This is a genomic window from Bradyrhizobium sp. 164 (assembly GCF_023073715.1).
GTDB lineage: Bacteria > Pseudomonadota > Alphaproteobacteria > Rhizobiales > Xanthobacteraceae > Bradyrhizobium.
The window spans coordinates 1-26,582 of sequence record NZ_JADPKA010000097.1; the positions used below are offsets into that span (position 1 = coordinate 1).

The window sequence follows — 26,582 nt, forward strand, 5'->3', positions numbered from 1 at the left end:
GAACTGCTTGATCATCTGGCCGCGGAAATAATTGAACCAGACGAGGCCACCGACGAGCGCGGCGAGAAGCGCGCCGACGATGATGAACCACAGCACCGGCCGGACCGGACGCTTGGGAGCCTTGTTGTCGATCGGTTGGCCCGAAATCTTGTGTTCGGCTACGATGTTCATGTCATGCACTTTCTGCAATCGCCGTCTTGCCGGCATTCGCGGCCTGATTGTGGCCTAGATGCGCAGCAATTGCGGCGTCGTTAAGTCCGATACCTCTCAGGAGAAATTCACAGAGCTGCCGCTCCAGATCGTTTGCCTTGCCGTAAGCGAGACAGGGCGTGGCCGGCAGCCTGGTCAGCGCCGCCGTCATCACCGAATGATGCGCGAACCAGAACAGGTTGAGTGGATCGCCAGTGCACGGCCGTGCGTCCCCCGCGGCAACCGCGCGCTCGAGTGAGGCGACGAAGACAGCCCCGATCAGCGTCTCGATCTTGGCATATAGCAAACGGGCGAATTCGCCATCATCCAAATGGCTCGTGGCCATCAGTCGCAGGCGCTGCGCCTCCTCCTGGTCGGGCCCGTCGGCGATGTGAAGGAAATGCTCGACCATGCCGCGGATCACCTCGACCAGGGTGGCAGTCGAGGGCTCCCGTTCGAGCAGCTCCATCAGGGCCGGATCCGCCTCGCATTCGTCGCTCAGGATCTCGGCGTAGAGCGCCGCCTTGGACGGGAAATGCTTGAACAGCAGCGCCTCGGAAATAGCAGCGGCGGCCGCCACGCTCTTGGTCGTGGTGCCGTTATAGCCGTGTCGGGCAAAGCAACGTTTCGCGGCACCGAGGATCAATTGACGCCTCAGGTCGCTCGTCATACGCAATGAGCTCATGCTAGTGAGTAAGCACTCACCCACGCAAAAGTCAAGCACTATGCTGCATCGCAACCTCTAGATTGGGTCGAAACTGGCTCGCGCACACGGCGCACGAGCAGGACGACGACATCGGCAAGGCCGGCCCTAAATCGGCCGGAAGCCCAGGTCGCCCCGGAGCCGGTTGACGATGTAGGTCCCGTCCCGGGTCGGCAAGATCCGCTCAACGCTGGCGCTGTCGATCTTCACATTGGCAAAGCGTGGCCCCGCGGAAACGTCGTGGACGGCTTTGGCGAAGGCCTCGACCTCGGCCATGGTCGTGACGGCCCGGCTGTCCTCGATGCCGCAGGCCCGGGCGATGCCGACGAGGTCGGCAGCCGCGAAGGTGTGGCTGGTCTGGCCGCCGGTCTCGCCATAGGCCTCGTTGTCGAGCACGACGATGGAGAGATTGGCCGGCTTCTGCAGCCCGATGGTGGCCAAACTGCCCATGCCCATCAGCATCTCGCCATCACCGGTGATGACCAGCACCGGCAGCTTTGGCTGCGCCAGCGCGAGCCCGAGCCCGATCATCGCAGCTCCGCCCATGCCACCCCAGAGATAGAAGTTGCGCGCGTGGTCGCCGGCCGCGCACATGTCGTTGGTGGAGGCACCCAAGCCGCCAATCGCGATCACATCCTTGCGCTCCGCGAGCAGCGTGGACACCACTTGGCGGCGGTCGAGGAGATTGGCCTTGCTCATTTGGTGAAAACCTTGGCACCGATCAGGCGCTGCGACAGAAGGACGGCGGTGGGAGTGAGTGCGTTATAGGCCTGCGCTGCGGCCGCCTCCAGCACGGCCGGCACCTCGGCCGGGTTCGAGGCGCGCAGCACCTTGACGCCGGAAAGCTCGAACACCCCCTGCGTGGTCGACCCCATCGGCACCTGCCACGGATTGAACTCGCCCCACTCGCCCCGCATGGTCACGAGCGTGAGGAACGGAAAGCGCAGGATCGGGATCAGCGACAGCATGTTGATGCAATTGCCGACACCGCTCGACTGCATCAGCAACACGCCGCGCTGTCCGCCCGCCCAGGCGCCGGCGAGAAGTGCCACGCCCTCCTCCTCCGTTGTCAGCGGAATGCCGCGCATCGTGGAGGAAGCCAGCACGCGCTGGATCAGCTTCGAGTGACCGGCATCGGGCACGTACGGCACCTGCCGGACGTCGAAGCGCTGCAATGTCGCGAAAATATCGTCGGGCCAAAGAACACTTGCTTCCGGGGCCGTGTCGGGAGCGTCAGCGCGCGCGTGCATTTTCCTGTCCGGTCAGCTAGCAAAGACGGCGCGACTGTAGACGCATGCGCGCGTCGGCCAGAACAACAAAAACGGCATATCGGCTTTAACCGGCGAGTATAACGGAATGAACGCAGATGCGAAGGAGCTGGCGGCAAGCTTCGATCTCGAGAAGCTGACGCCTGAGTTCTACGACGACCCCTATCCGACCTACCGTGCACTGCGGGAGAACGAACCGGTCAAACGCCTACCGAACGGCACCGTGTTCCTGACCCGCTATGACGATCTCGTCACCACCTACAAGAACACCAAATCGTTCAGCTCGGACAAGAAGCGCGAGTTCGCGCCGAAATACGGCGACAGCCTGCTCTACGAGCATCACACCACGAGCCTCGTCTTCAACGATCCGCCCTCCCATACCCGCGTGCGCCGCCTGATCATGGGCGCACTGTCGCCTCGCGCCATCGCCGGCATGGAGGGCGACCTCATCAAGCTGGTCGACGGCCTGCTCGACGCCATCGCCGCCAAGGGGGCTTGCGAGCTGATCGAGGACTTTGCCGCCTCCATTCCGATCGAAGTGATCGGCAATCTGCTCGACGTGCCCCACGAGGAACGCGCGCCGCTGCGCGACTGGTCGCTGGCGATCCTGGGTGCGCTCGAACCGGTGGTGTCGCCCGAAGCGGCCGCGCGCGGCAACAGAGCGGTGCAGGACTTCCTCGCCTACCTCGAGACGCTGGTCGCGCGCCGGCGCCGAAAGCCCGGCAATCCCGAGCGCGACGTGCTGACGCGCCTGATCCAAGGAGAAGGGAACGGCGAGGAGAACGGCGAGCGGCTGACCGAGAAGGAGCTGCTGCACAATTGCATCTTCCTGCTCAATGCCGGCCACGAGACCACCACCAACCTGATCGGCAACGGCCTCGTCGCGCTGCACCGCAATCTGGACCAGAAGCAGCGCTTGATCGCCAACCCCGACATGATCAAGACCGCCGTCGAGGAGATGCTGCGCTACGAGAGCTCCAACCAGCTCGGCAATCGGATGACCACGGAGAAGGTCGAGCTCGGCGGCGTCATGCTCGACGCCGGCACCTCGGTGACGCTGTGCATTGGCGCGGCCAACCGCGACCCCGCACAGTTTCCGGAGCCCGAACGCTTCGACATCGCGCGCACGCCGAACCGGCACCTCGCCTTCGCCACGGGCGCGCATCAATGCGCGGGCATGGCCCTGGCGCGGCTGGAAGGCGCGATCGCGATCTCGCGCTTCCTGGCGCGCTTCCCGAACTATGCCGTGACCGGGCAGCCGGTGCGGGGCGGGCGGGTCCGGTTTCGCGGCTTTTTGAGCGTGCCCTGCGCGATCGGATGAAGCCTCCAAACAAAAATGACGAAAACAACCCCATGCACAGTAGGGAACCCTCTGATATTTCTGGCAATCGGGAGGGGCCAACCATCGGACGCATGAAGGCTTCCGAGGCGGCAAGCTGATACCTAGATCAAGTTGAGGGCCGCCGGCGGTGCAGTCGGTTGACGCCCCCGTGCGCGGCAATGGAGTGACGACAGATGAGCTCGTCGGTCCTTGATTTCATCGCAACAGAAGCACGCTTTGGAGCCCACAATTACGAGCCGATCGGGGTCGTCCTGTCCCGCGGCGAAGGTGTCTGGGTGTGGGATACCGAAGGCAACCGTTATCTCGATTGCCTCTCGGCCTATTCGGCGGTCAGCCAGGGCCACTGCCACCCCAAAATCCTGGCAGCACTGGTCGAACAGGCGCACAGGCTGACGCTGACCTCGCGCGCCTTTCACAACGACCAGCTCGCCTTATTCTACGAGGAAATCGCGGCGCTCACCGGCTCCCACAAGGTGCTGCCGATGAACAGCGGCGCCGAGGCGGTCGAAAGCGCGATCAAGTCGGTCCGCAAATGGGGCTACGAGGTGAAGGGCGTGCCGGACGGCCAGGCCGAGATCATCGTTTGCGCCAACAATTTCCATGGACGCACGCTGGGCATCGTCAGCTTTTCCACCGATCCCGAGACACGCACACACTTCGGTCCGTTCGCGCCTGGCTTCAGGATCATCCCGTTCGGGGATGCCGCGGCGCTGGAAGACGCAATCACGCCGAACACCGTCGCCTTTCTGGTCGAGCCGATCCAGGGCGAAGCCGGTGTCGTCATTCCTCCAGCCGGCTATTTCACGAAGGTGCGTCAGCTCTGCACGGCCAACAACGTGATGCTGGTGCTCGACGAGATCCAGACCGGGCTCGGCCGTACCGGCAAGCTGCTCGCCGAACAGCACGAGGGAATCGAGGCGGACGTGACGCTGCTCGGCAAGGCCCTGTCCGGTGGCTTCTACCCCGTGTCGGCCGTGCTCTCGAATAACGACGTGCTCGGGACGCTGAGACCCGGACAGCATGGTTCGACCTTTGGCGGCAATCCGCTTGCCTGCGCGGTGGCGCGCGCGGCGATGCGCGTGCTGGTCGAGGAAGGCATGATCGAGAACGCGGCCAGGCAGGGCGCGCGCTTTCTCGAAGGCTTGAAGGGCATCCGTGCCAACACGATCCGCGAGGTGCGCGGACGCGGCTTGATGCTGGCGGTCGAGCTGCATCCAGAGGCCGGGGGAGCACGCCGTTATTGTGAGGCGCTCCAGGGCAAGGGCATCCTCGCCAAGGATACTCATGAATACACGATCCGCATCGCCCCGCCGCTGGTGATCACCAGCGACCAGGTCGACTGGGCGCTGGAGCGGCTCGCCACCACCCTGACCCAGGATTTCTCTTGAGGCTGCCTGCGTCGGAAGATCGCAATGCCGGCCGCGGTCAAGAACGAACGATCCCGCCATCTGTGCGTTGAAGTTCGTGGGCGATGACGAGCTGGGAGCTAGAACCATGCTTCCGCGTTGCGTTTGCCTTACGGCTTTTTTAGTTGGTGTCTCGGTGCTGGCGACGAGCGCCGGCGCTTTCGCCCAAGGACTCGGACACGGAAGGGGCGGACCACCCGGTCCGGCCGCAGCACCGGCGGCTCGGCCAGCAGCACCACCGGCCATGGCCCATCCGGCGGCGCCGCCAGCCATGGCACGCCCCGCAGCGCCGGCTTTCCATCATCCCCCGGCCATGCAGCGGCCGGCCATGCCGCAGCGACCAGCCATGGCGCCACATCCGGCGCCGCGTATTGCCTCACCGCCACCGCGCCCGTCCCCACATTTCGCTGCACCGCCGCGGGCAGCCCCGCACGTGGTGACACCGCGGCCTGAATTCCATCGGGCGCCGGCAGCACCGCAACGTCCGGCCATGGCGCCTCGGCCAATGCCGCACATCGCGGCCCCATCGCGCCCCAGCGGACCGCCGGCCGCGAGCGAGCGGCTGTCGCGGCGGGATCAGATTGAACAGCGCGCGCAACAGCGCCAGCAGCAAGTCCAGCAGCGTGAGCAGATGGTGCAGCAGCGGCAGCGCGAGATGCTGTCCCGCCAGACGACGGAGCGTCAGACCCGTATCGAACGACTCCAGCAGCGTGTGCAGCAGTTGCAATCGCAAAAGCCGGAAAGCGTGCGGGCGCAACGCCTGCAGCAAAGGACGCTCCAGGCGCAGAACCGCTTGCTTGATCGTGAGCAGCGCGCGCAGCAGAGCGACCTGGCGCGCCAGCAGCGGCTTGGCCTCCAGGCCCCGGCCGCGCGCACCCCGACCACCACGACCACCGCGCAGGCTGCTGAGCGCGGGCGGTTTGCCGCGCGCTTCCGTGAGCAGGCCAATCCGCAGACCCAAGCGGCCCTCCTCACCCGCCAGAGCGGCTGGGCTCCCCGGCAGGCCTGGCGTCACCGCCATCCCGCGGCTTTCGTGGCGTGGCTTGGGCCGGTGTTCTGGCCATACGCCTATTCCGACATTTTCAACTACACGTTCTGGTCCTATGCTTATGAGCCCGGCTATTGGGCGTACGCGTATGACGATTTCGTCGACACCGTGTTCTGGGGCGGTGACGGCCCCTATTCCGCCTATGCCAGCACCAACCCGTATGACTATCCGCAAGCCGGCGGCGGCCGCCGGGCGCGCCCGCGCGCCAGCGTGAGCCCGCAGACGCTACAGCAATTGTGCGGCACACCAGACAAGGGCGTGACGGCTTGGCCGCTTGCCGATATCGCGAAAGCAGTGCAGCCGACGCCGGAGCAACGCGCGCTGCTCGACGAGTTGAAGACCGCGGCGGCCAACGCGGCCGCCGTGTTCAAGGATTCCTGCGCGGAGACTTATGCATTGACGCCGCCTGGCCGCCTGCGCGCGATGATGAATCGCATCAGCGCGACACTGGAAGCGGTCAAGATCGTGCGACCGGCACTGGAGAAATTCTACAACTCGCTCAGCGACGAACAGCAAGCGCGCTTCAACGCGCTTGGGCCCCCTGTCGGCGACCGCTCGTCACAGCAGCAGGAAGCCAGTGCCGAGGGTTGCGGCGATCCGAAGTCCGGCCTGACCCAGTTGCCGATCGAACGCATCGACGCCGTTGTCCGTCCGGCAGGCAAGCAGAAGGATGCGCTCGAGCGCTTGGACGATGCGACGAAGCAGGCAGTCGCAGCACTGCAAGCCGTCTGCCCGGACAGTGTGCCGTTGACACCAGTCGGACGCCTGGAAGCCATGGCGGATCGTCTCCAAGCCATGCTCGCCGCCGCCAAGCTGGTGCAACCCGCACTGGACGAGTTCTACGCGACGCTGAGCAGCGAGCAGAAGGCGCGCTTCAATACGCTGCAACAGGTTGCAGGACAGTAAGGGCAGCGCGCGCGTGACCTACACCACCGTCTTGTGCCGCGCGATGCAGGTGCGCAGCACCTCGTCCATCGGTTTGGCCCACCAGTCATTGGAGAAGATTTCGATCTCCGAATAGCCGGCAAAACCCTGCGCTTCGACCGCTTGACGCACGGATTTGATGTCGATGACGCCGTCGCCCATCATGCCGCGGTCGTTGAGGATGTCCTTGGTCGGCACCATCCAATCGCAGACGTGGAAGGCGAGCAGGCGATCTTGGCCGGCGCGCGCGATCTGGCCCATCAGCTCCGGATCCCACCAGATGTGATAGACGTCGAGCGCAACGCCGAGCATGCCGCTGCGGCCGGGGTCGAGCCGGTCGCAGATGTCGAGCGCCTGTTTTGTGGTGTTCACGCAGGCGCGGTCGGCTGCATAGGCCGGGTGCAACGGCTCGATCGCCAACGGCAGGCCTGCCTGCTTGGCGTAATCGAGCATCTCGGCCAGCGCTTCCTCGACCTGCCCGCGCGCTGCGGCGATGTCCTTCGAGGCCTTGCTGCCCGGCCGCGAATATTGCGGCAGGCCGCCGACCACGAGTACGATGCAGGGCGCGCCGAGCGCCTTCGCCTCATCCACACAGCGCCGGTTGTCGTCGCGCACTTCGCCCCGGCGCGAACAATCCGAGGTGAACATGCCGCCGCGGCAATAACCTGAGAGATCGAGGCCGGCGTCGCGCACGGCGCGTACCGCGCGGTCGAGCCCGACAGAAGCAACCTGGTCGCGCCAGGGATCGATGGCGCGGATGCCCTGCTTCGCACAGGCATCGATGATCTCGATGAGGTCACCCTGCTTGCGGACCGTCGCCGTGTTCAGCGACAGCCAGCGATGGTCGGACGAGAAATCGCGCATCAGGATTCAAGTCCGTGCGAGGCCAGCACAGTCTTCATCCGCTGTGTCGCGAGTTCCGGATTGGCGAGCAGGCCCGCTTGGTCAGCAAGGCGAAACAGCTCGGCCAGATGCAGCATCGAGCGCGCGCTCTCCTGGCCACCCACCATGGTGAAGTGGTCCTGGTGGCCGTTGAGATAAGCCATGAACACCACCCCGGTCTTGTAGAAGCGCGTCGGCGCTTTGAAGATGTGGCGCGACAAGGGAACGGTCGGTCCCAGCACGTCGTGGAAGCCGGCTTCATCGCCGGCCGCCAGCCGCGACAGCGCGTAGGATGCTGCCGGCGCGATGGCGTCGAAGATGCCAAGCAGCGCATGCGAAAAGCCTTCGCTGTCCCCGGCGATCAGCTCCGCATAGTTGAAATCATCGCCAGTGTACATCTTGATGCGCTTGTCGAGGCGTCGGCGCATATCGATTTCACGCTGCTTGTCGAGCAGCGAGACCTTGACGCCGTCGACTTTGGCAGCGTTGGCGTTGATGATGGCGACCGCAATATCCATTGCGTTGTCGAGATCCTTGGTACCCCAATAGCCCGTCAACGCCGGATCGAACATATCGCCCAGCCAGTGGATGATCACGGGCTCTCGGACCTGCGAGAGCACGCGATCATAGACCTTGGCGTAATCATCGGCATTGCGGCCGAGCTTGGAAAGCGCCCGCGACGCCATCAGGATGATGCGGCCGCCGACCTTCTCGACCGCCGAGATCTGCTCCTCATAGGCGCGGATCACGTCGTCGATGGTCTTGGCATCCTCGACCGCGAGATGGTCGGTGCCCGCGCCGGAGAACACCAGTGCGTTGCGACGCTTGGCGGCAGCGACCGACCGTGTGATCAGCTCCAGCGAGGTCGGCCAGTCCAGCCCCATGCCGCGCTGCGCGGTGTCCATCGCCTCGGCAACGCCGAGACCGAGGTCCCAGACGTGCTCGCGGAAGGCGATGGTCCTGTCCCAGTCGACAGCGACCGAAAGCCAGGGATCGTTGTCGGCGAAGGGGTCGGCGACCGTGTGCACGGCCGAGAAGGCGATGCGGCTCAGCGGGCCCTCGAGCTTTGCGGGAAACGTGCGCGAGGCCGCGAGCCGGTAGGTCTCGATCGAACGATCGGCCTTCGGCAGCTTGAGCGACAATGACGACATTGAAGGCGCAGGCTTGGGCTGGACGGGCTTGTTCATGATTTTTGACCTCTCTCCGTCATCGCGAGCGAAGCGAAGCAATCCAGAACGTCTCCGCAAAGAAAGTCTGGATTGCTTCGCTTCGCTCCTCGCAATGACGGCTCAACTGACACTAGGACTCGACTTCAGGCCGTGATCGGGGCGACGTCGATCCAGCGCCGCTCCTTCCAGCTCTTCAACGCGCACTCGGCGAGCTGCACGCCCTTGGCGCCTTCGAGCAGCGTGAACTTGTATGGCGCATCCTCGTAGACGTGGCGGATGAACATCTCCCACTGCTCCTTGAAGCCGTTATCGTAGGAGACGTTGTCGGGCATCTTCTGCCAGTCGCCGTAGAAATCGTGCAGCCGCTTCTCATCGGGATTCCACACCGGACGGGGCGTCGCCTGCCGGGCCTGGATCACGCAATCGGTGAGCCCTGCGACCGCGGAGCCGAGCGTGCCGTCGACCTGGAAAGTGACGAGGTCGTCGCGGTAGACCCGCGTCACCCAGGACATATTGATGTGGGCGATGACGCCGCCCTTGAGCTGGAACGTCGCGTAAGCCGAGTCGTCCGCAGTCGCCTTGTATTTCTTGCCCTGCTCGTCGTAGCGCTCGGGAATGTCGGTGTTGCCGATGCAGCTCACGCTCTCGACCTCGCCAAAGAGATTATCGAGCACGTAGCGCCAGTGGCAGACCATGTCCAAGATGATGCCGCCGCCGTCCTCGTCGCGGTAATTCCAGGACGGCCGCTGCGCCTCCTGCCAACCGCCTTCAAACACCCAATAGCCGAACTCGCCGCGCACCGAGAGGATGCGGCCGAAGAAGCCGGAGTCGCGCAGGAAGGCGATCTTCTTCAGGCCGGGCAGGAACAGCTTGTCCTGCACCGTGCCGTGCTTGACGCCCTTTGCGTTAGCGAGTTTCACGACCTCGACGGCCGCCTCGAAATTCGTCGCAATCGGCTTCTCGCAATAGACATGCTTGCCGGCATTGATGGCCTGGGTCAGAAGGCCCGGCCGGGCCTGCGTGGTCGCGGCGTCGAAGAACATGGTGTCGTTCTTGTCGGCGAGCGCGGCGTCGAGGTCAGTGGTCCAGCGCGTGATGTTGTAGCGCTTGGCTAGGGCCTCGACCTTGTCGGCGCTGCGGCCGACCAGGATCGGGTCGGGCATCACGCGGTCACCGTTCTTCAAGCGGACGCCGCCCTGGTCGCGGATCGCGACGATCGAGCGGATCAGATGCTGGTTGAGCCCCATGCGGCCGGTGACGCCGTTCATGATGAGGCCGAGGCGTTGAGTGGTCATGCCAATTGCTCCTGAAGTGATTTTGGCTGTTCGAGCGGGCGAAGCGCCGACCAGTCCGGATGGACCGAGGTGGCGAAGCCCGCAGCATGAAGCGATCCCGTCAGGAGATCGCCGTCGTGAATGGAGAGACGGATGCCCTGCCCGGCATCGGCATAGAGATCGGGATGCAACGCCGCGAAGGCCGCAGCTTCAGCGGCGGGCGTATCGCCAAAGCCGTCGACATAGTGATGGCCGTTGCGTTCGGCATGAGTGACGCCGATCAGGGCACCGAGCGCAAGGTCCTGCTGCACGGCAAGGCCGGCTTGGCAGGTCAAATCCTCGGCGGTGACGAAGAACGCCTCGCCTTCCGCGCTCCATTTCGCCGCGCGCGTGGCGTTGACGATGGCCTTGTAGAGACCCTTGCACGATTTCGAGGAGATACCGCGATAGCCAAGGGCCCGCGCTGTGGGGAACGCATCGTAGCTATCGTCGGCTTCGTCGATGATGAAACCGCGCGCGCCGAGCGAGCCCAGTGGCGATTGCCTCGTGATGTCGCGCGGCATCGGCTGCTCGACATAGAGCAGGCGCGCGGCGATCGGCCGCAACGCGGGATCATGATCGAGGCGATCCACCAGCGCCTGCAACGCGGCGAGATCGGCGTATTGCTCGTTGGCGTCGAGCGACGCCTTGTAATCATGTCCGAGCGTATCGAGCTCCTTGCCGATCCGCGCCAGCCGCGCCGCGTCGGCGGCGGGATCGCCCGACAGCTTGAGCTTGAAATAGCGAGCACCGGCGTTCTCGCGTGAGTCGGCAACTCCGCCCTCACCTTCAACGGCATCATCAAGGCCGACGGTATGCCTGATGGCAACACGCTCCAGCCGCTTCCGGCTCGAGAGAAACGTTCTGATGTCCCTTTCGCTCAGGTCAGGCGACAGCCGCGCATCGATGCCCGCGATATTAGCGGCCATCCCATCGAAGAAGCTGGTCTCGGCGGCGCGGAGCAGGGCATCGAGGATCGCCTTGTCGATTTCCGCTGGACCATAGACCGCGGCAAGCGCCGGAATGTTCTTCTTCGCGCAGGTCGCGACCTGGGCGCCGATGCACGAGGCATGCAGATCGAACGCCGTCAAATATCCAGTCCGCGCCAGATAAAGTCCGCGCGCAATCTCCAGCGAGCGTCGCAAACCATCGACCGTCTGCGCCGGCGACAGCTCCGGCCGTTTGTCGAACCATTTCGGCACCAGCAGCTCGGCGCTGGCGCCGACCGCGCTTCCCTTGCCCTCGACCTCGATCTCGACCCGCACGAACAGCTGCGGCGTCGCGCTGATGGCAATCGCGCCAAAGCGGAACGGCCGCGCGAAATGCACGGGACGTTCGAAGAATGCGATATCTCGCAGCTTCAGACGGGGTGACATGGTCTAATGACAAAACGAGTTGAACTTGGTGCGAGCGGTATGGCCGCGGGCGACGCGCCTCTCCCGCTTGCGGGAGAGGTCGGCGCGAAGCGCCGGGTGAGGGTTCTATCCTCTTGGGGATTCTTGCCAGCCAAGACACCCTCTCCCCAGCCCTCCCCCGCAGGCGGGGGAGGGAGCGCACCGGCTTGGTGGTCGCGACCGAGATATCCCATGGCTTCAGTCCAATGCACCTTGGGAGAAGAAATGCTTGCGGATGCGTTGCACGAGCTCGGTGAACACGGGATCGGCCATCACGTCGAGCGAGCGCGGACGCGGCAGCGGCACATCATAGATCGCGGCGATCGCACCGGGGCGCTCGGTCATGACCAGTACGCGATCGGCGAGGAAGACGGCTTCCGGAATCGAATGCGTGATCAGCAGCACCGTCTTCCTGGTCTCGCGCTGGATCCGCATCAATTCGACGTTCATGCGTTCGCGCGTCAGCGCATCGAGCGCGCCGAACGGCTCGTCCATCAGCATGATCTTGGGATCGTGCACCAGCGCTCGGCAGATCGAGGCGCGCTGCTGCATGCCGCCGGAGAGCTGCCATGGCAGCTTCTTCTCGAAGCCTTCGAGCCCGACCAGCTTCAACAGATCCTTGGCGCGGGCGAGATATTTGTCCCGCGCCAGCCGCTTCATGTCGATCGGCAGCATGACGTTGTTGAGGATGTTGCGCCAGGGCAGGAGCAACGCGTTCTGGAAGACGATGCCGACATTGCCGTGCGGCGTCGTCACCCTCTCGCCCTCGACCAGGATCTCGCCCGTAGTCGGCGGCAGCAATCCCGAGATCAGCTTGAGCAGCGTGGACTTGCCGCAGCCGCTTGGGCCGACCACGACGAAGAACTCGCCATCATTGATGTTGAAATCGAGCGGCCGCAGCGACGGCACATCGCCGTCGCGCGTCCGGTAGGTCTTGGACACGCCGGACAGTTTGATGCCCGACGCATCGCCGGCACGGCCTAACACCAGACGCAGATGCGCGGCCGGCTGGATGTCACCTACCACCTTCGTTGCTGGGGTCATCTCGTCAAGTCCACTCGACAATGTGAGCCGTCATTCCGGGGCGGCCGAAGGCCGAACCCGGAATCTCGAGATTCCCCGGTGCGCAATTGCGCACCTGAGGTCTGGTCCTTCGGACCATCCCGGAATGACGGTGTTGTTATCTTCACGATCCGCTCTTCGGCAAATAGTCGTTGGTGTAGAACGCCTTCGGGTTCTCCTTGGCCTTGGCATCGAGGCCGCCATATTCGACGAGAAGATTGACGGTCTCGGTCATGTTCTGGTCGGTGACCTGGAACGGCCGCTTGCTCTTGGTGTCCGCGGTCCGGTAGAGCGGGATGGTCAGTTCGAAGCCCTGTGTCAGCGTATCGATCTTGCCGCCCTTGGGATTAGCATCGAGAATCGATTGCGCCGCGGCGTTCGGCTCCTTCTCGGCGGCCTCGACCGCTTTCGTCGTCGCCGACATGAAGCGGCGAACCAGATCGGCATTGGCCTTCACATAGTCGGTGTTGGCGATGATGCCTGACGAAACCATGTTGATGCCGTAGTCGGCGAACTTGATCGGATAGACGTCCTTCCCGGTGGCGTCCTTGATCTTCATCGACTGGTCCATGACGTAGCCGAGCAAGAGATCCGCCTGACCGTTGATGACGGCGTTGAGCTTGGTCTGGCCGTCGCCGGCAACGGTTTTGAAGTCGCTCTCCTTCAGGCCGGTCTTCTTCAGGAACAGCGGCCAGATCTGGGTCATGGAATCGGCCGGCGTGATCGCCACCGTCTTGCCCTTGATGTCTTCGGGCTTCTTGATGTTCTTGTCGACGAAGCCCATGGCGGACATCGGGCTGGTCTGGAGCAGCACGCCGGTCGCAACCACCGGCGCACCCTTGATTGCGGCCCGCATCATGGTGGGAACGTCGACATAGCCGAAATCGGCGGTCTTCGCCGCGACGGCCTGCGTGGTCGCAGCCGAGCCGCGGCCTTCCTGGATCTCGAGGTCGATGCCTTCGGCCGCATAGATGCCCTTGGCCTTGCCGTAATAGAACGGCGCGTGCTCGCCATAGACGTACCAGTTCAGCATCAGCACGACCTTATCGGCCGCCTGTGCCGGCATCGCCGCAAACACCATCAGCGCTGCCGAGACGACCCCTATCCACCGCTTCATCGTTACTCTCCCTTGTCGTTATTGCGTCGGCCGTTGGCGGCCGTTCGTTGCTTCACTTCAGAGCCGAGAATTGCTTAAGAGGCGAAAATCACGTCCTCACGCTGGCTGACATGCCAGGGGATGACCAGCTTCTCGATCCGGTCCACGATCCAGAACAGGACCACGCCGAGTAGTGCCAGGATCACGAGGGCAGCGAACATCGTCGGCAGGTCGAAGGTGCCGATCGAGCGCTGCATGACGTAGCCGATGCCGGAATTGGAGCCGACAAACTCGCCGACGACCGCGCCGACCACGGCGAGCGTCACCGAGACTTTGAGACCGGAGAAGATCGCGGGCAGCGCATGCGGCAGGTTCACCGCGCGGAACACTTGGAAGCGGCTGCCCTGCATGGCGCGGGCGAGATCGACCATATCAGGATCGACCGATTTAAAGCCCTGCACGGCCGAGACCACGACGGGGAAGAAGCCCAGCAGGAACGCCGAGATCACCTTCGGGATGATGCCGAAACCGAACCAGACCACGAACAGCGGCGCGATCGCGATCTTCGGCACGGATTGCGAGAACACCAGCAGCGGATAGACGTAGCTCTCCACCGTCTTGGAGCCGGCAATCAGCATTGCGACGGGAATGCCGAACAGCGCCGACAGCACGAAGCCGCACACGGTCGCATATGTGGTCGGCCAAGACTGGCGCAGCAGTTCCGGCCATTCGGTGCGCAGCACCGCCACGACGTCGGCAGGCGACGGGATCTGGTAGGGGGGAATTTTGAACAGCCGGATCGCCAGATCCCAAGCCACGACGATGAAGACCAGGAACAAAAACGGCCGAACCCAGGCCGCATTCAGCATCTTGGACACCGCACTCTGCGGCTTCAACTCAGCCACGTCTCACTCCCGACAATCTTTGTCGTTGGCGGAGAAATTAACCCGTTGGATAAATACTGTCCAGAGCTTTCCCTGTGACCTTTTGGGCGGGTTCCAGTCGCTGAACGTGAAGGATGTCGTGTGAAGGGCCGCGTAGCGGGACTGCCGCGAAAAATCTCGGTGTCATTCCCCGCGAAAGCGGGGAATGACAGCGGAGATTGAGGAACGGCGAATGCCAAATCCGCCAGGGCGCGGGGACGCGCAGCTACGCTGTCTGAACCACCACGCTGCGCGATTTCGGCGCTTTCGCGATCTCGAACAGCGCCAGGGACTGACCCGTCAGCGCAGCCAGCACGAGGCCCACCATGTGCGCCAGCCGTTCGTCCTTGGCCTTCTTGTCCAGCAGATCGCGGCCGAAGATCACGCTGAGCGTCGCCGAATTCGAGAGATAGAAGAAGCAGAGTCCCGCGATCGAGATGTAGAGCTGCACCGGATCGACCGCGACCTGGAAGTCGCCGCTGTCGACGCCGCGGCGCACCACGGTGCGGATCATCTCGACGAAGGGCGAGTGCATCGACTTGACCTTGGTCGAGCGCTTCAGGTGCTTTGCGCGCGCGAGATTCTCCGTCTGGAGCAGCGACAGGAATTCGGGATTGCGCAGGAAGTAATTCCAGGTGAATTCGATCAGCCGCCGGATCGCCTCGGGCGGGTCGAGATGCTCGAGATCGAGCCCGCGCTCCTCGCTGCGGATCTTGTCATAGGCACCTTCAAGCACGGCGAGATAGAGCTCGTCCTTGTTGCCGACATGGTAGTAGAGCATACGCTTGTTGGCGCCGGCCTTGGCGGCGATGCGGTCGACGCGCGCGCCGGCGAGCCCGTGGGCCGCAAACTCCTGCTTGGCGGCCTCGAGAATACGCAGCCGCATCCCCTCGGGATCGCGCTGCCATTTCAGAGTTCGCTTTGCCTTCGCCAAACCGGTTGCTCGCTGGGTGGTCTCAGATCAGCGTGTACCACGAGGAAGTCGTCATTGCGAGGCGCCCTTGCGACGAAGCAATCCAGACTGCCGCCGCGGAGGGCTTCTGGATTGCTTCGCGGAGCCTGTCATCGGGCCGCGCTTCGCGCGGACCCGTTGGCTCGCAATGACGGAGGAAAGACTCCCTCAATCCACCGGCTTCGGCGAACGCTCCAGCAGCACGGTCTGGATGCCGCAGGTGCCGTTCCGCACCGTCATCACCCGCGTGCCCGGCTTGCGGCCGTTGCGGACCTCGGAGACCTCGAGACCGGCAGCGATCAGGCGGGCGCGGGTGGCGTCGATGTCGGCCACCCGCCAGCTCAGGCCCCAGAGCAGGTCGTGCGCGGCATCGCCGCCTGCCACCGGGCGGCGCACCACCTCGACGATGAGATCGCCGCAGCGGAAGAACATCAGCTGGCCCCAATCCTGGTGGGAGCGGTCGAGCGCCAGATCGAGCCCGAGCCGCGCGCCATAGAGAGCGGCGGCGCGCTCGGAATCTTCCGTGGTGATCACGACGTGATCAAGCGCCTCGATCGGCGCGATGTCGGTCGCAACGGACTTGGGGCGCTCGTCGGCGAGCTCGAGGAAGAAAATGCGCACGCCGCGCGTGAGCTCCGTGGCGGCACGCGTGCGCTTCCAGTGCAGCACGGCATCGGATGCGGCATCGCTGCTTTCGACCTCCGCGACCGGATCCGGTCTCAGGGCCACGCGCTCCAGCCGGCGGTGCGTCTTGCTCATGTCTGCGACGCGAAAGCACAGGCTGGCGAGCACGCCCTCCTGATCGTCGAGCAGCGCGCGCATGCGGTCGGCGGCGACACTGAAGCCGCTCGGCGCCATCAATTCGATCGTCATGTTGTCCAATGTGAACAGGACCCGGTCGGCGCCCTCGCCGGAGTTCTGCCAGGCCGGCGCGCGGGCGAGCAGCGTCTGATAGGCCGCTTTGGCCGCACCGATATCCCTGACCAGGACGACGACGTGATCGAGCCCGATGATCATCTTCCCCCCTTTATCGACTCTTAATTGACCTGGAACCCCTGGGCCGAAAGACGGCGTTTGTCCGGGCTTGGCATTGGCCTGTCATGGTCGTATTCCGGCACCATGCTGACCTCAAGCGCTCCGGGCGGCAGATTTGCGAATAATTTCAGCGTCCCTCCGGAGCGGAACCGGTGCTAGAGTAAACGCGCCGGCCGGGACCACAAGCGCATCACGGACAAGCAATGCAGGCTCTCTTCATCGGACAGACCTATATCGACGTCGTCTTCATCACCGACCACATGCCGACCGGCGACGAGAAGCACGTAGCTTCGGACTACGCGGTTTCGTTCGGCGGCAACGCGGTGACGGCGGCGTTCTGCTGCGCCAAGCTCGGCATCGTGCCCGATCTCATCGCAACCGTCGCCAATGACTGGCTGGGGCGCATGTTCCAGGACATGTGCGCGAAATACGCAATCTCGCTGCACGGGCGGAAGGTGAACCAGTCCTCGCTCTCCTTCATCATGCCCAAGGACGGCAAGCGTGCCATCGTCCGCTGCCGCGACGACGAGCACATCCATCCGTTTCCGATGCTCAATCTCGGCGGCTGCCGCGCGCTGCATGTCGACGGCCATCAGCCGGATGCCGCGATCCACTACGCAAAAGTCTGCCGCGAGGCCGGCATCCTGACCTCGCTCGACGGCGGCGGCCTGCGCACCAACACGCATGAGCTCTTGGAGTTCATCGACGTCGCCATCGTCGCCGAGCGGCTGTGCGAGCAGATGGACCTGACGCCGGAGAAGATGCTCGATTACCTCAAGAGCCGCGGCTGCAAGATCGGCGGCGTCACCATGGGCGAGAAGGGCCTCTTCTGGTACGACGAGACCGGGACGGTGCAGGTGATGCCGGCGATGCCGATCCCGCGCGAGCGCGTGATCGACACCAATGGCGCCGGCGACGTCTTCCACGGCGCCTATGTCTATTCCTACCTCGCCCATCCCGGCAAAAGCTGGCGCGAGCATTTTGATTTCGCCCGCGCCGCCTCCACCTTCAAGATCCAGCGCCTCGGCAACGAGGCCGGCCTGCCGACGCTCGTCGACATCGCCAAGGTCAGGCACGAATTCGAGGTCAGGGTCTAGCGTTCGAAGGGTGTGTCATGGGTCGCGTCTTCGTCGCGGGCAGCATCAACATGGATGTGGTGGCAACAGCCGACCGCCATCCACGCGTCGGCGAGACCGTTGCTGGCAAGCAGGTGCTGTATTTTCCGGGTGGCAAGGGCGCGAACCAGGCGGTCGCCGCGTCGCGGCTTGGCGCCAGGACCACGCTGATCGGGCGGCTGGGAAAGGATTCGTTTGGGACCGAGCTGAAGGCTTTCCTTCGCAGTCAGGGCATCGATCTCGGCTACGTGCAGCAGACGGCTGACGCGCACACCGGTACGGCCATCATCACGGTGGCGGAGGCTGACAATACCATCGTCGTCATCCCCGGCGCCAATGCATTGGTCGACGCTGATGACGTCAGCGTCGTGCCGCTGCTGGAGGGCGACGTTGCGGTCAGCCAGTTCGAAATTCCGCTGCCGGCGATTGCCGCGTTCTTCCAGCGGGCACGCGCCGCCGGAGCCACGACGCTGCTCAACCCGGCACCGGCGCAAACCATGCCCGGCGAGCTGCTCGCGCTGGTCGATATCCTCGTGCTGAACGAGACCGAGCTCGGCTTGCTCGCCGGGACCGAGCTCTCCGACGGCAACGAGGCCGCGCGGATCATCGACGTCGCGCGACAACTTCAGGCGCGGCGGGACCAGACCATCTGCGTCACGCTCGGCAAGCGCGGCGTGCTCGCGCTGGCGGGGCGCGAGGAAATTTCGGTGCAGGGGCGCACGGTGAAGGCGGTCGACACTACCGGCGCCGGCGATTGCTTCGTCGGCGCGCTCGCGGCGCAACTGGCTGACGGCGCGACACTGCGCGACGCGCTCACGTTTGCCAACGCGGCCGCTTCGATCAGCGTGCAGCGGATGGGCGCGGGGCCGTCGATGCCGACGGCAAAGGAAGTGGCTGCCGTGATCGACGCAAGCTGATCACGCCAGTGCGCTCTTCAGGTCAAAACTCTCGTCCGCAGCCTGCTCCGGTGTGATCGAGCGGTCCATGGCCTGCAATCGGCGCCCGAACATGTGGTCGCCGGCGCGGTTGATCGACTCGATGCCCAGCAGCGTCTCGCCCTTGTAGCAGAACGCCGAAAACGCCTTGCTCGCGGGGTTGCCGCGCAGCACGACGCGATCGTAACCGGTGGTGAGGCCGGCGATCTGGAGCTTGTCCTCGCCCTGGTCGCTCCAGAACCAGGGATGGCTGTCATAGGGCTTGCTGTCGCCGGTCAGCCGCGCCGCGAGGCAGCGGGCGTGATCGGTGGCGTTCTGCACCGATTCCAGCCGCAGCGAACCGCCGAAGCGCGGGCTTGCGAACAGCGCGCAGTCGCCGATCGCCGAAATATCGGGATCAGCCGTCGCAAGATATTCGTCGACGACGATGCCGGCGGCAACGGGAAGGCCCGCTTCAGCCGCGAGCTCGATGTTCGGCAGCACGCCGACGCCGACCACGACGAGATCGGCGGGCAGATGCCGTCCGTCGCTCAAGGAGACGCCGGTGACCTTGCCGCCTTCGGCTTCGATGGAAGTGGCCTGTACGCCGAGATGGATGCGGATGCCGGCCCCGCGATGCCGCGCCTGAAAATATTCGGAGACCTCCGCCGTCACCGCGCGCGCCATCACGCGCGGGGCGAGCTCGAGCACGTCGACCTCGAGGCCCTTGATCCGCGCGGTGGACGCGAATTCGAGGCCGATGAAGCCGGCGCCGATGACCACGACGCGTGCCTTCGACGGGATGACCTGGCGCAGTGCCTCGCTGTCGTCGAGGATGCGCAAGTATTTCACGTCGGGCAGATTGGCGTTGGGCAGGTCGAGCAGGCGGTTGCGCGCGCCCGTGGCCAGCACGAGGTGACCGTAAGGCAGCGTCTCGCCCGAGGCCAGATGCAGCTTGCGGTCGGCGCGGTCGATCGAGACGGCGCGGCCGGCGATCAGCTCGATCTTCTGGTCCTGGTAAAACTTCTCCGGCCGGAACATCAGGCTCTCCGGCCCGGCCGAGCCCTTGATGTAGGCTTTTGACAGCGGCGGCCGCTGATAGGGCAGATGCGCCTCGTCATTGATCAGGCAGATGCGCTGCGAAAAGCCCGCCTGGCGCAGGGATGCCGCGACCTGATAGCCGCCATGGCCGGCCCCGACGATGATCACCGGACCATCCGTCATTGGACAGCCCACTTCCGCAAGACACGAGCGTGACCCATGTCGTCTCCTCTCTCGCTGATTTTGGTTTGCTGGCCTGACGAGGAGCCGGCGCTCGTGTCCGTTCCTTGGCGAAGGCGGGCCCATTTGAGCCTATCGTTCCGCCCAGCGCAAGAGCGGCGGGCGGGGATTGTCACCCCTCGCCTTCTGCGATTTAGTTGCAGCAACGAACCTTTTGCCGGGGATTCTCAGATGCCAGCTCCTATCTCCCAGCCCGATGATCCCGCCCTGCTGCGGATCGAAGGCCCGATCGCGACCATCACGCTCAACCGCCCTGCCGCGTTCAACTCCATCAACCTGGCGATCGCGCAGAAGCTCGAGCAGCTCGCGGCCTATATCGAAGGCGCGGACGACATCAAGGTCGTTGTCCTCGAAGGCGAAGGCCGCGCCTTCTCGGCCGGCGGCGATCTTCAGACGATCGGGGCAGCCGCCGAAGCAGGCACGGTGGCGCCCGTGGTCGGCGAGCTCTTGAAGCACTATCACGCCTTCATCGAGATCATCCGCCGCATGCCCAAGATCTCGCTGTCCAGCGTCCACGGCTCTGCCGCCGGCGCCGGCATGGGGCTCGCCTTCGTCACCGATCTCTGTATTGCCGCCGACGACGCCAAGTTCACGCCGGCCTATGCCAAGATCGGCGTGTCGCCGGACGGCGGCTCCACGGTCGGCATCGTCGGCACGGTCGGCTCCCGCCGCGCGCTACAAATCTTCCTGTCCGAGGATAATTTTACCGCGCAGCAGGCTTACGAGTGGGGCCTGGTTGCCAAGATCGTTCCCGCCGCTGATCTGAAAGCAGCCACGCAAAAACTCGCCGAGCGTCTCGCGCAAAACCCGCCGGCGGCGATCACCGGCACCAAATCGCTCGTCTACCAGGCCGCGACCACGCCGGTGAAGCAGCAGTTGGATGCCGAGGAGCACAAGATCATCATGGCGATGAACACGGAGGAGTTCCGCGCCGCCGTGAAGAAGTTCACCAGCAAGGGCAAGTAGCTGCCGTGGGGCTGGTCCCTCACTCCTTCTCAGTCTTTGGTCCAGTCCTCTGCATGAAATCGAAGTCGCAGCCCTCGTCGGCCTGCATGATGGTCTCATTGAACAACCAAGCGTAGCCGCGCCGGGCCTCTTCCGGCGCTGCGGCCGGCTTCAACGCGGCGCGGCGCCGCTCGAGTTCGGCGGCATCGACCAACAGCTCAATGCTGCGCTTGGCCACATCGAGGCGGATCATGTCGCCGTTCTGCACCAGCGCGAGTGGCCCGCCGACAGAAGATTCCGGCGTGATGTGCAGCACGATGGTGCCGAACGCGGTGCCGCTCATGCGTGCGTCCGAAATGCGCACCATGTCCTTGGTGCCGGTCCGCGCGAGCTTCTTCGGGATCGGCAGATAGCCCGCCTCGGGCATGCCCGGCGCGCCCTTCGGGCCGGCATTGCGCAGCACCAGCACGTCGTCAGCCGTGACATCGAGGTCGGGATCGTCGACCCGCAGGGTCATGTCCTCGACGGATTCGAAAACCACCGCGCGCCCGGTGTGCTGCAACAGCTTTGGACTGGCGGCCGATTGCTTGATGACCGCACCGCGCGGCGCGAGATTGCCGTGCAGGACGGCAAGACCGCCCTCCTTCTTGATCGGATTGTCGCGCGAACGAATCGCGTCCTGGCCCGGCACGTGCTCCGCATTCGCCACGACGTCGCGTAGCGTCTGGCCGCTGATCGTCCCGGCATCGAGATCGACGAGATCACCGAGCTGCGCCAGCAGTTTCGGCACGCCACCGGCGTGATGGAAATGCTCCATGTAATGTTCGCCGGACGGCTTGAGATCGACCAGCACCGGCACCTCGCGGCCGATCTGGTCGAACACTTCGAGATCGAGCCGGTACGGCGAGCGATGCGCCATCGCGGTCAGATGGATCAGGCCATTGGTCGAGCCGCCAATCGCCTGAAGCACGACCTGCGCGTTCCGGAACGAGGCCGGCGTCAGCAACTCGCTCGGCTTCGGCCCCTTCGTCTTTGCCATCTCGGCGGCGACTTTGCCGCTGGCCTCCGCAAGACGGAAACGTTCGGCGTGCGGCGCCGGGATCGTCGCGCTCATCGGCAGCGACAGGCCCATGGCTTCGATCATGCAGGCCATGGTCGAGGCCGTGCCCATCACCATGCAGGTGCCGACGGACGGCGCGAGGCGGCCGTTGACTGCTTCGATCTCGGCATCGCCCATGTCGCCGGCGCGGTATTTTGCCCACAACCTGCGGCAATCGGTGCAGGCGCCCAGCACTTCCCCCTTGTGATGGCCGACCACCATGGGCCCCACGGGGATGACCACGGTTGGCAGATCGGCGCTGATCGCCGCCATCACCTGCGCAGGAAGAGTCTTGTCGCAGCCGCCGATCACGATCACCGCATCCATCGGCTGGGCGCGGATCATCTCCTCGGTGTCCATCGCCATGAGATTTCGCAAGTACATCGAGGTCGGATGGGCAAAGCTCTCGGCGATCGAGATGGTCGGGAATACGAACGGCATCGCGCCGGACAGCATCACGCCGCGCTTGGCGGCTTCGATGATCTGCGGGACGTTGCCGTGGCAGGGATTGTAGTCGCTATAAGTGTTGGTGATGCCGACGATCGGGCGCTCCAGCGCATCGTCGGAATAGCCCATGGCCTTGATGAACGCCTTGCGCAGGAACAGCGAGAAGCCGGCATCGCCATAGCTCGTCAAACCCTTGCGCAGGCCACTCGTCATCATGCCACTCCTTCCGAGTTGCCATCGTGGTACATTCTCGCCCACGATTGTCAATAAGATTGGCCAATATTGTCGCACTTTCTGGGCTTTGGCGTCTCTTGCTGTGCAGATTATTGACAATCCAAGCCTCCCCTGCTCCACAGGACGAACCGGCCGACCGCCGGGAGGCTAAGGGCATGTCCGACATTCGCACTCCTGAGGCAATTCCGGTCCGGCGCGACGATCCGGACGACGTCGTCGCGCGCCTGGAAGAGGACATCATCTTCGGCCGCCTTGCACCGGGCGCGCGCCTTACCGAGGACGCGCTGATGTCGCGCTACGGCACCTCGCGGCACTTCGTGCGCCAAGCGCTGCTGGATGCGGAGCGGCGCGGCATCATCCGTCGTGAGAAGAATGTCGGCGCCACCGTACGGTTCTACTCGGCCGAGGAAGTCCATCAGATCTACGAGGTGCGGGAGATGCTGACGCGGCAGGCTGCGCTGATGATCCCCCTGCCCGCGCCGCAAGGCCTGATCGACGAACTCTCCGCGTTGCAACGGCAATACTGCGCAAGGGCCGACGCGCAGGATCTGCGCGGCATTCACGAGGCCAACGACGCCTTCCACCTTGCGCTGTTCTCGGCCTGCGGCAATCCCTATCTGGTGCGCTCGCTCCAGGACTACATGAACCTGACGCTGCCGATGCGCGCGAAGAACCTCGCCGATCGCGAGGGCCTCGCACAATCGCGGCGCCAGCACGAACTGATGATCGAGCTGCTCAAGGGCCGCGACAGTTGGGCGCTCGCGCAACTCTGCGTGGATCACATGCAGTTCAGCAAGAAAGATTACCTCAAGCGCATCGCCGATGATGGGGCCGGACTCTAGGTGAGCAAGTACCTGCCACGAACGAGCCGTATACGTCCAAAAAGGAACGCCGCTAGCCGGGGCGCGTTGGAAGGCTCGAGCGAGATTCATTCGCGCGCGTAGCCGGGTGACGATCGATCGGAACATGTCAGCCCAAGGGAGGGCTGGCTACCGCACAGGTTTGAACATAAGGGTCTGCGGAGCGATGCGGGCCGGTTTGTTCTTCGCACTGATTGCAGCGGCCTGGCTCGGCGGACAGGTCCAGGAGTCCCTCGCACAACGGCAACCTTCCGCGTCTCCGAGTGAATCCGGGAAAGCGTCTCCGCGAAAAGAAAGCGCCCCCCGGAAAGAAACGAGACGACCTGCGGACCCATTTACGGTGGGCTTCGTCACCGGTACGCCGCAATGCACTGAATTCGCAATAGCTCAGGACATTGCGACCACACTGGCCAGTGGCCAGGAGACGGGTCCGCATGGCGAAGTCGCTTTGCGGGTCGTGCCAATCGTGGGAAACGGCGGCACCCGCAGCATCCTCGACGTGCTCACTCTGGCAGGTGCCGACGTGGCGATCGCACCTGTTATCCTGGTCGACCGGCTCCGGGAGGCAAAGACGTTCGGAGACATCTCCGATAAGCTTGCCTACATTGCCTCGCTCCATGTCGAAGAGTTCCATCTCCTCGCACGGCCGGAGATCGCAAGCCTGACGGATCTTGCGGGGAAGAGGGTCAATCTTGGCGAGGACGGCAGTGCGGGCGCCGTGCTTGGCCGCGAGGTGCTGAACCGTCTGGGCGTCAAGATCAGCGAATCCAACCTGGGGCCGGACGCCGCGCTGGAGGGGATGCGGAAGGGAGACATCTCGGCCGCCCTGCTGGTCTCAGGAAAACCAGTCAGCTTCCTCGCATGGGCCGGGCAGGCCAAGGGCATTCACTTCTTGCCCATCCCCTATTCCAACGAGCTGCTGCAGCAAAACTATCTGCCATCGACGCTTCGCCACGAGGATTACCCAGATCTCATCGGGGTCAATGCAGCTGTGGACACGATCGCGATCAAATCCGCTCTGTTCGCCTACAACTGGCCGCCACGCAGCGAACGGTTTCGGCTGCTGGAATTGTTCGTCCAGACACTGTTCACGCGTTTTCCTGAATTTCTCGGCGACGCACATCACCCCAAATGGCGCGAGGTCAACCTGGCCGCGCTCCTCCCTGGATGGCAACGATTCCGACCGGCAGAGCGCTGGCTCCAGCAGCAATCCGGCGGCGAGGCCGCGCTTCGCAAGGCGTTCGGCCGGTTCCTCGAGGGAAAGCCAACCGCCAATCCGCCAGACCGCGAAGAATTGTTCCGGGATTTCCTGCGCTGGCGAGAACGCAATCCGGATAAGTGAGCAAAATTTGGCAGGCAAATTTCGGGAGGTGTCGATGCGCAACGCGCTTGTGAGCACAGCCTTGGCTGCGTTGCTCGCCTTGATCGCCGACGTGAGGCATCCTGCAGCGCAATTTGCTCCCTTCTTTCCGCCAGCGCCGCAGACGTTCGCACCGACCACCGCGCCGCCGGCCGACACGACCGAGCAAACCAGGACAGCCCCTCACCGAAGCAGCAAGGCGGATAGGAAGCACGAAGAGAAGCACGAAGTCGTTCGTCGGCCGCCAAATCAGCGGAAGGTCGCCGAAAAAAACGGATACAAGCGGGTCAGCGATCTCGTGAATTTCCCGAAGTTCTTTCCGGGCCTCGGCATCATCTTCGTCAAGCCCGACGCTTTACCGCTGGGGCCGTTCCTGTGCTTCGATCGCAGGGATCGCTTGGTGGCGACCGTGTACATGGTCCCGAACAAGGACATCGAAGATCGCAAGTCATTGGACGGGGCGGGGTCCGCGGCACCGGTTGATCATGTCAGCCTCTACTTCAACGCGGGTCACCCCGGCGTGGATGTGCCGCATTACCATGTGGTGCTCTGGCACGTGACCAAGAAACAGGAAGCGCGGGTTGCAAAATGACGTGGGCCAGCTCATGCGATCACACGGGCTCCGCCTTGTTCGAGCACGTCACGAACGATTTGCCCGCGGCGCTCGCGGACATGCGTTGATCGGCTACAATTGCCCGCCTTGAGCCGCAGCCGGGCGCTTGGTCCGACTGCAGCAAATGTCAGGCATGGGAAACCCGTCTACCGCTTATTCCAGTCGATGATCCGGCTCGCGTCGCCGTCAAACTCGTTGCTGCAGAAGGCGCCGCCTTGATAGTGATCACCGATCGGATCCGGCTTGAGCTTGGCCTGCTCGGCCATTGCGTGCGCCACATGATCCTCAGAGCGGCCAGTGGGGCGATAGCCGAACTCGTAGGCGCGGTGGTTGTCCCACCAGGCGCGCTCGTTCAGGGACACGCCGTAGAAGATCTCGAAATGGATGTCGGGATGCTCGAGCCCGATCTGGCAGAGCTGCACGAGGTCGTCGGGCTTGAGCCAGATCGCGAGCCGGCGATGGTCGAGCGGCATGTCGCCGAAATTGCCTATGCGCAGGCAAGTCACCTTCAGCCCGTGCTTGTCGGCGTAGAGCGCGCCGACGGCCTCGCCGAACACCTTGCTGACGCCATAGCGGCCGTCGGGGCGCGGGGTGACGTCGGTACCGATCTTGTGGTGGCGCGGATAGAAGCCTACGGCATGGTTCGACGAGGCAAACACCACGCGCTTGACGCCCTTGCGGTACGCGGCCTCGAACAGATTGTAGCAACCGATGATGTTGGCCTGCAGGATGCCGTCCCAGGGGCCTTCGACCGAATAGCCGCCGAAATGGATGATGCCGTCGACGCCCTCGCAGATCGCCTCGACCTGCGAAATGTCGGAGAGGTCGGCGGCCTTGAACTGCTCATTCGGGCCGAGATCGGCAGGCTTGCGGATGTCACTGAGCAGCAGGTCCGGGTAGATCGGCGGCAGCAATTTCCGCAGCCGCGTACCAATCCCGCCCGAAGCTCCCGTCATCAAAATGCGCGGCATGTCGTTCCTCGTATGTAGCGACCGATTTGCGGCCGTA

24 protein-coding genes and 1 pseudogene are annotated in these 26,582 nt (G+C 64.2%); 9 read left to right on the forward strand and 16 right to left on the reverse strand.

Going from position 1 to position 26,582, the window contains the following annotated elements:
• From IVB01_RS29870 to IVB01_RS29885, 4 genes and pseudogenes are all read right to left on the reverse strand, one after another.
• A pseudogene (locus IVB01_RS29870) lies at nt 1-171 on the reverse strand (efflux transporter periplasmic adaptor subunit); the annotation flags it as partial.
• A 1-nt stretch (nt 172) separates the two neighbouring features.
• Nucleotides 173-874, reverse strand: coding sequence for a TetR/AcrR family transcriptional regulator (locus IVB01_RS29875; RefSeq protein WP_247279327.1), 702 nt, complete (start codon nt 872-874; stop codon nt 173-175).
• A 126-nt stretch (nt 875-1,000) separates the two neighbouring features.
• A complete protein-coding gene (locus IVB01_RS29880) occupies nt 1,001-1,591 on the reverse strand; it encodes a thiamine pyrophosphate-dependent enzyme (RefSeq protein ID WP_247279326.1) in 591 nt (196 codons plus the stop codon).
• The gene (locus tag IVB01_RS29885; RefSeq protein WP_247279325.1) at nt 1,588-2,142 is read right to left on the reverse strand and encodes a phosphonopyruvate decarboxylase; all 555 of its coding nucleotides are present in this window, start codon (nt 2,140-2,142) and stop codon (nt 1,588-1,590) included. The genes IVB01_RS29880 and IVB01_RS29885 overlap by 4 nt, the downstream gene beginning before the upstream one ends.
• Nucleotides 2,143-2,248: 106 nt before the next feature.
• Here IVB01_RS29885 and IVB01_RS29890 point away from each other — a divergent pair, with 106 nt between their 5' ends.
• The 3 genes from IVB01_RS29890 (at nt 2,249) to IVB01_RS29900 (ending at nt 6,862) form a co-directional block, all read left to right on the forward strand.
• Nucleotides 2,249-3,481: a cytochrome P450 gene (locus tag IVB01_RS29890; RefSeq protein ID WP_247449710.1), complete on the forward strand. Its 1,233-nt coding sequence runs from the start codon at nt 2,249-2,251 to the stop codon at nt 3,479-3,481.
• Nucleotides 3,482-3,675: 194 nt separating this feature from the next.
• Entirely contained in the window at nt 3,676-4,890 is a 1,215-nt protein-coding gene (gene rocD, locus IVB01_RS29895) for an ornithine--oxo-acid transaminase (protein WP_247279323.1), read from the forward strand.
• 523 nt (nt 4,891-5,413) lie between these two features.
• Complete coding sequence (locus IVB01_RS29900; protein WP_247279322.1) at nt 5,414-6,862, forward strand: Spy/CpxP family protein refolding chaperone; 1,449 nt, start codon at nt 5,414-5,416, stop codon at nt 6,860-6,862.
• Between the two features lie 18 nt (nt 6,863-6,880).
• Here IVB01_RS29900 and IVB01_RS29905 read toward each other — a convergent pair whose 3' ends face one another.
• From IVB01_RS29905 to IVB01_RS29945, 9 genes are all read right to left on the reverse strand, one after another.
• Complete coding sequence (locus IVB01_RS29905; protein WP_247279321.1) at nt 6,881-7,744, reverse strand: sugar phosphate isomerase/epimerase family protein; 864 nt, start codon at nt 7,742-7,744, stop codon at nt 6,881-6,883.
• A complete protein-coding gene (locus IVB01_RS29910; protein ID WP_247279320.1) occupies nt 7,744-8,949 on the reverse strand; it encodes a dihydrodipicolinate synthase family protein in 1,206 nt (401 codons plus the stop codon). The genes IVB01_RS29905 and IVB01_RS29910 overlap by 1 nt, the downstream gene beginning before the upstream one ends.
• 125 nt (nt 8,950-9,074) lie before the next feature.
• On the reverse strand, nt 9,075-10,226 hold the full coding sequence (locus IVB01_RS29915) for a Gfo/Idh/MocA family oxidoreductase (protein ID WP_247279319.1): 1,152 nt from the start codon (nt 10,224-10,226) through the stop codon (nt 9,075-9,077).
• Nucleotides 10,223-11,620, reverse strand: a complete 1,398-nt coding sequence (locus IVB01_RS29920; RefSeq protein ID WP_247279318.1) for a hypothetical protein — start codon at nt 11,618-11,620, stop codon at nt 10,223-10,225. Before IVB01_RS29920 ends, IVB01_RS29915 begins: the two co-directional genes overlap by 4 nt.
• A gap of 216 nt (nt 11,621-11,836) precedes the next feature.
• The gene (locus IVB01_RS29925) at nt 11,837-12,682 is read right to left on the reverse strand and encodes an ABC transporter ATP-binding protein (protein ID WP_247279317.1); all 846 of its coding nucleotides are present in this window, start codon (nt 12,680-12,682) and stop codon (nt 11,837-11,839) included.
• A gap of 142 nt (nt 12,683-12,824) precedes the next feature.
• Entirely contained in the window at nt 12,825-13,817 is a 993-nt protein-coding gene (locus tag IVB01_RS29930; protein WP_247279316.1) for an ABC transporter substrate-binding protein, read from the reverse strand.
• A gap of 74 nt (nt 13,818-13,891) precedes the next feature.
• A complete protein-coding gene (locus tag IVB01_RS29935; RefSeq protein WP_247279315.1) occupies nt 13,892-14,701 on the reverse strand; it encodes an ABC transporter permease in 810 nt (269 codons plus the stop codon).
• A 244-nt stretch (nt 14,702-14,945) separates the two neighbouring features.
• On the reverse strand, nt 14,946-15,653 hold the full coding sequence (locus tag IVB01_RS29940) for a TetR/AcrR family transcriptional regulator (RefSeq protein ID WP_247279314.1): 708 nt from the start codon (nt 15,651-15,653) through the stop codon (nt 14,946-14,948).
• Between the two features lie 186 nt (nt 15,654-15,839).
• Nucleotides 15,840-16,688 (reverse strand): VOC family protein, encoded by an 849-nt coding sequence (locus IVB01_RS29945; protein WP_247279313.1) that lies wholly within the window; start codon nt 16,686-16,688, stop codon nt 15,840-15,842.
• Nucleotides 16,689-16,909: 221 nt separating this feature from the next.
• On the opposite strand from IVB01_RS29945, the gene IVB01_RS29950 reads away from it, so the two are divergent.
• Nucleotides 16,910-17,803, forward strand: a complete 894-nt coding sequence (locus IVB01_RS29950) for a sugar kinase (protein ID WP_247279312.1) — start codon at nt 16,910-16,912, stop codon at nt 17,801-17,803.
• 17 nt (nt 17,804-17,820) lie between these two features.
• The gene (gene rbsK / locus IVB01_RS29955; protein ID WP_247279311.1) at nt 17,821-18,738 is read left to right on the forward strand and encodes a ribokinase; all 918 of its coding nucleotides are present in this window, start codon (nt 17,821-17,823) and stop codon (nt 18,736-18,738) included.
• On the opposite strand, the gene IVB01_RS29960 is transcribed toward rbsK, so the two are convergent.
• Nucleotides 18,739-19,959: an FAD-dependent oxidoreductase gene (locus tag IVB01_RS29960; protein WP_247279310.1), complete on the reverse strand. Its 1,221-nt coding sequence runs from the start codon at nt 19,957-19,959 to the stop codon at nt 18,739-18,741.
• Nucleotides 19,960-20,187: 228 nt separating this feature from the next.
• Between IVB01_RS29960 and IVB01_RS29965 the strand changes: the two genes are divergently transcribed.
• Nucleotides 20,188-20,982: an enoyl-CoA hydratase/isomerase family protein gene (locus IVB01_RS29965; RefSeq protein WP_247279309.1), complete on the forward strand. Its 795-nt coding sequence runs from the start codon at nt 20,188-20,190 to the stop codon at nt 20,980-20,982.
• Between the two features lie 19 nt (nt 20,983-21,001).
• Here the strand turns inward: IVB01_RS29965 and IVB01_RS29970 are convergent, their stop codons facing one another.
• Nucleotides 21,002-22,720, reverse strand: coding sequence for an IlvD/Edd family dehydratase (locus IVB01_RS29970; protein WP_247279340.1), 1,719 nt, complete (start codon nt 22,718-22,720; stop codon nt 21,002-21,004).
• Between the two features lie 176 nt (nt 22,721-22,896).
• Here IVB01_RS29970 and IVB01_RS29975 point away from each other — a divergent pair, with 176 nt between their 5' ends.
• The 3 genes from IVB01_RS29975 to IVB01_RS29985 all read left to right on the forward strand — a co-directional run bounded on the left by IVB01_RS29975 (nt 22,897) and on the right by IVB01_RS29985 (nt 25,553).
• Entirely contained in the window at nt 22,897-23,583 is a 687-nt protein-coding gene (locus tag IVB01_RS29975; RefSeq protein WP_247279308.1) for a GntR family transcriptional regulator, read from the forward strand.
• Between the two features lie 358 nt (nt 23,584-23,941).
• Nucleotides 23,942-24,943 (forward strand): TAXI family TRAP transporter solute-binding subunit, encoded by a 1,002-nt coding sequence (locus IVB01_RS29980; protein WP_247279307.1) that lies wholly within the window; start codon nt 23,942-23,944, stop codon nt 24,941-24,943.
• Nucleotides 24,944-24,977: 34 nt separating this feature from the next.
• Nucleotides 24,978-25,553, forward strand: a complete 576-nt coding sequence (locus IVB01_RS29985) for a hypothetical protein (protein WP_247279306.1) — start codon at nt 24,978-24,980, stop codon at nt 25,551-25,553.
• A gap of 167 nt (nt 25,554-25,720) precedes the next feature.
• On the opposite strand, the gene IVB01_RS29990 is transcribed toward IVB01_RS29985, so the two are convergent.
• Nucleotides 25,721-26,545, reverse strand: coding sequence for an NAD(P)-dependent oxidoreductase (locus IVB01_RS29990; RefSeq protein WP_247279305.1), 825 nt, complete (start codon nt 26,543-26,545; stop codon nt 25,721-25,723).
• Nucleotides 26,546-26,582: the final 37 nt, after the last annotated feature.

Bases quoted from the DNA above. Each gene is read 5' to 3' on its own strand.
- IVB01_RS29920 (WP_247279318.1), bottom strand. From the start codon at position 11,620: ATGTCACCCCGTCTGAAGCTGCGAGATATCGCATTCTTCGAACGTCCC.
- rocD (WP_247279323.1), top strand. From the start codon at position 3,676: ATGAGCTCGTCGGTCCTTGATTTCATCGCAACAGAAGCACGCTTTGGA.
- rbsK (WP_247279311.1), top strand. From the start codon at position 17,821: ATGGGTCGCGTCTTCGTCGCGGGCAGCATCAACATGGATGTGGTGGCA.
- IVB01_RS29890 (WP_247449710.1), top strand. From the start codon at position 2,249: ATGAACGCAGATGCGAAGGAGCTGGCGGCAAGCTTCGATCTCGAGAAG.
- IVB01_RS29900 (WP_247279322.1), top strand. From the start codon at position 5,414: ATGCCGCACATCGCGGCCCCATCGCGCCCCAGCGGACCGCCGGCCGCG.
- IVB01_RS29985 (WP_247279306.1), top strand. From the start codon at position 24,978: ATGCGCAACGCGCTTGTGAGCACAGCCTTGGCTGCGTTGCTCGCCTTG.
- IVB01_RS29965 (WP_247279309.1), top strand. From the start codon at position 20,188: ATGCCAGCTCCTATCTCCCAGCCCGATGATCCCGCCCTGCTGCGGATC.
- IVB01_RS29925 (WP_247279317.1), bottom strand. From the start codon at position 12,682: ATGACCCCAGCAACGAAGGTGGTAGGTGACATCCAGCCGGCCGCGCAT.
- IVB01_RS29975 (WP_247279308.1), top strand. From the start codon at position 22,897: ATGTCCGACATTCGCACTCCTGAGGCAATTCCGGTCCGGCGCGACGAT.
- IVB01_RS29885 (WP_247279325.1), bottom strand. From the start codon at position 2,142: ATGCACGCGCGCGCTGACGCTCCCGACACGGCCCCGGAAGCAAGTGTT.
- IVB01_RS29930 (WP_247279316.1), bottom strand. From the start codon at position 13,817: ATGAAGCGGTGGATAGGGGTCGTCTCGGCAGCGCTGATGGTGTTTGCG.
- IVB01_RS29990 (WP_247279305.1), bottom strand. From the start codon at position 26,545: ATGCCGCGCATTTTGATGACGGGAGCTTCGGGCGGGATTGGTACGCGG.
- IVB01_RS29880 (WP_247279326.1), bottom strand. From the start codon at position 1,591: ATGAGCAAGGCCAATCTCCTCGACCGCCGCCAAGTGGTGTCCACGCTG.
- IVB01_RS29960 (WP_247279310.1), bottom strand. From the start codon at position 19,959: ATGACGGATGGTCCGGTGATCATCGTCGGGGCCGGCCATGGCGGCTAT.
- IVB01_RS29970 (WP_247279340.1), bottom strand. From the start codon at position 22,720: ATGACGAGTGGCCTGCGCAAGGGTTTGACGAGCTATGGCGATGCCGGC.
- IVB01_RS29945 (WP_247279313.1), bottom strand. From the start codon at position 16,688: ATGATCATCGGGCTCGATCACGTCGTCGTCCTGGTCAGGGATATCGGT.
- IVB01_RS29950 (WP_247279312.1), top strand. From the start codon at position 16,910: ATGCAGGCTCTCTTCATCGGACAGACCTATATCGACGTCGTCTTCATC.
- IVB01_RS29915 (WP_247279319.1), bottom strand. From the start codon at position 10,226: ATGACCACTCAACGCCTCGGCCTCATCATGAACGGCGTCACCGGCCGC.
- IVB01_RS29905 (WP_247279321.1), bottom strand. From the start codon at position 7,744: ATGCGCGATTTCTCGTCCGACCATCGCTGGCTGTCGCTGAACACGGCG.
- IVB01_RS29910 (WP_247279320.1), bottom strand. From the start codon at position 8,949: ATGAACAAGCCCGTCCAGCCCAAGCCTGCGCCTTCAATGTCGTCATTG.
- IVB01_RS29875 (WP_247279327.1), bottom strand. From the start codon at position 874: ATGAGCTCATTGCGTATGACGAGCGACCTGAGGCGTCAATTGATCCTC.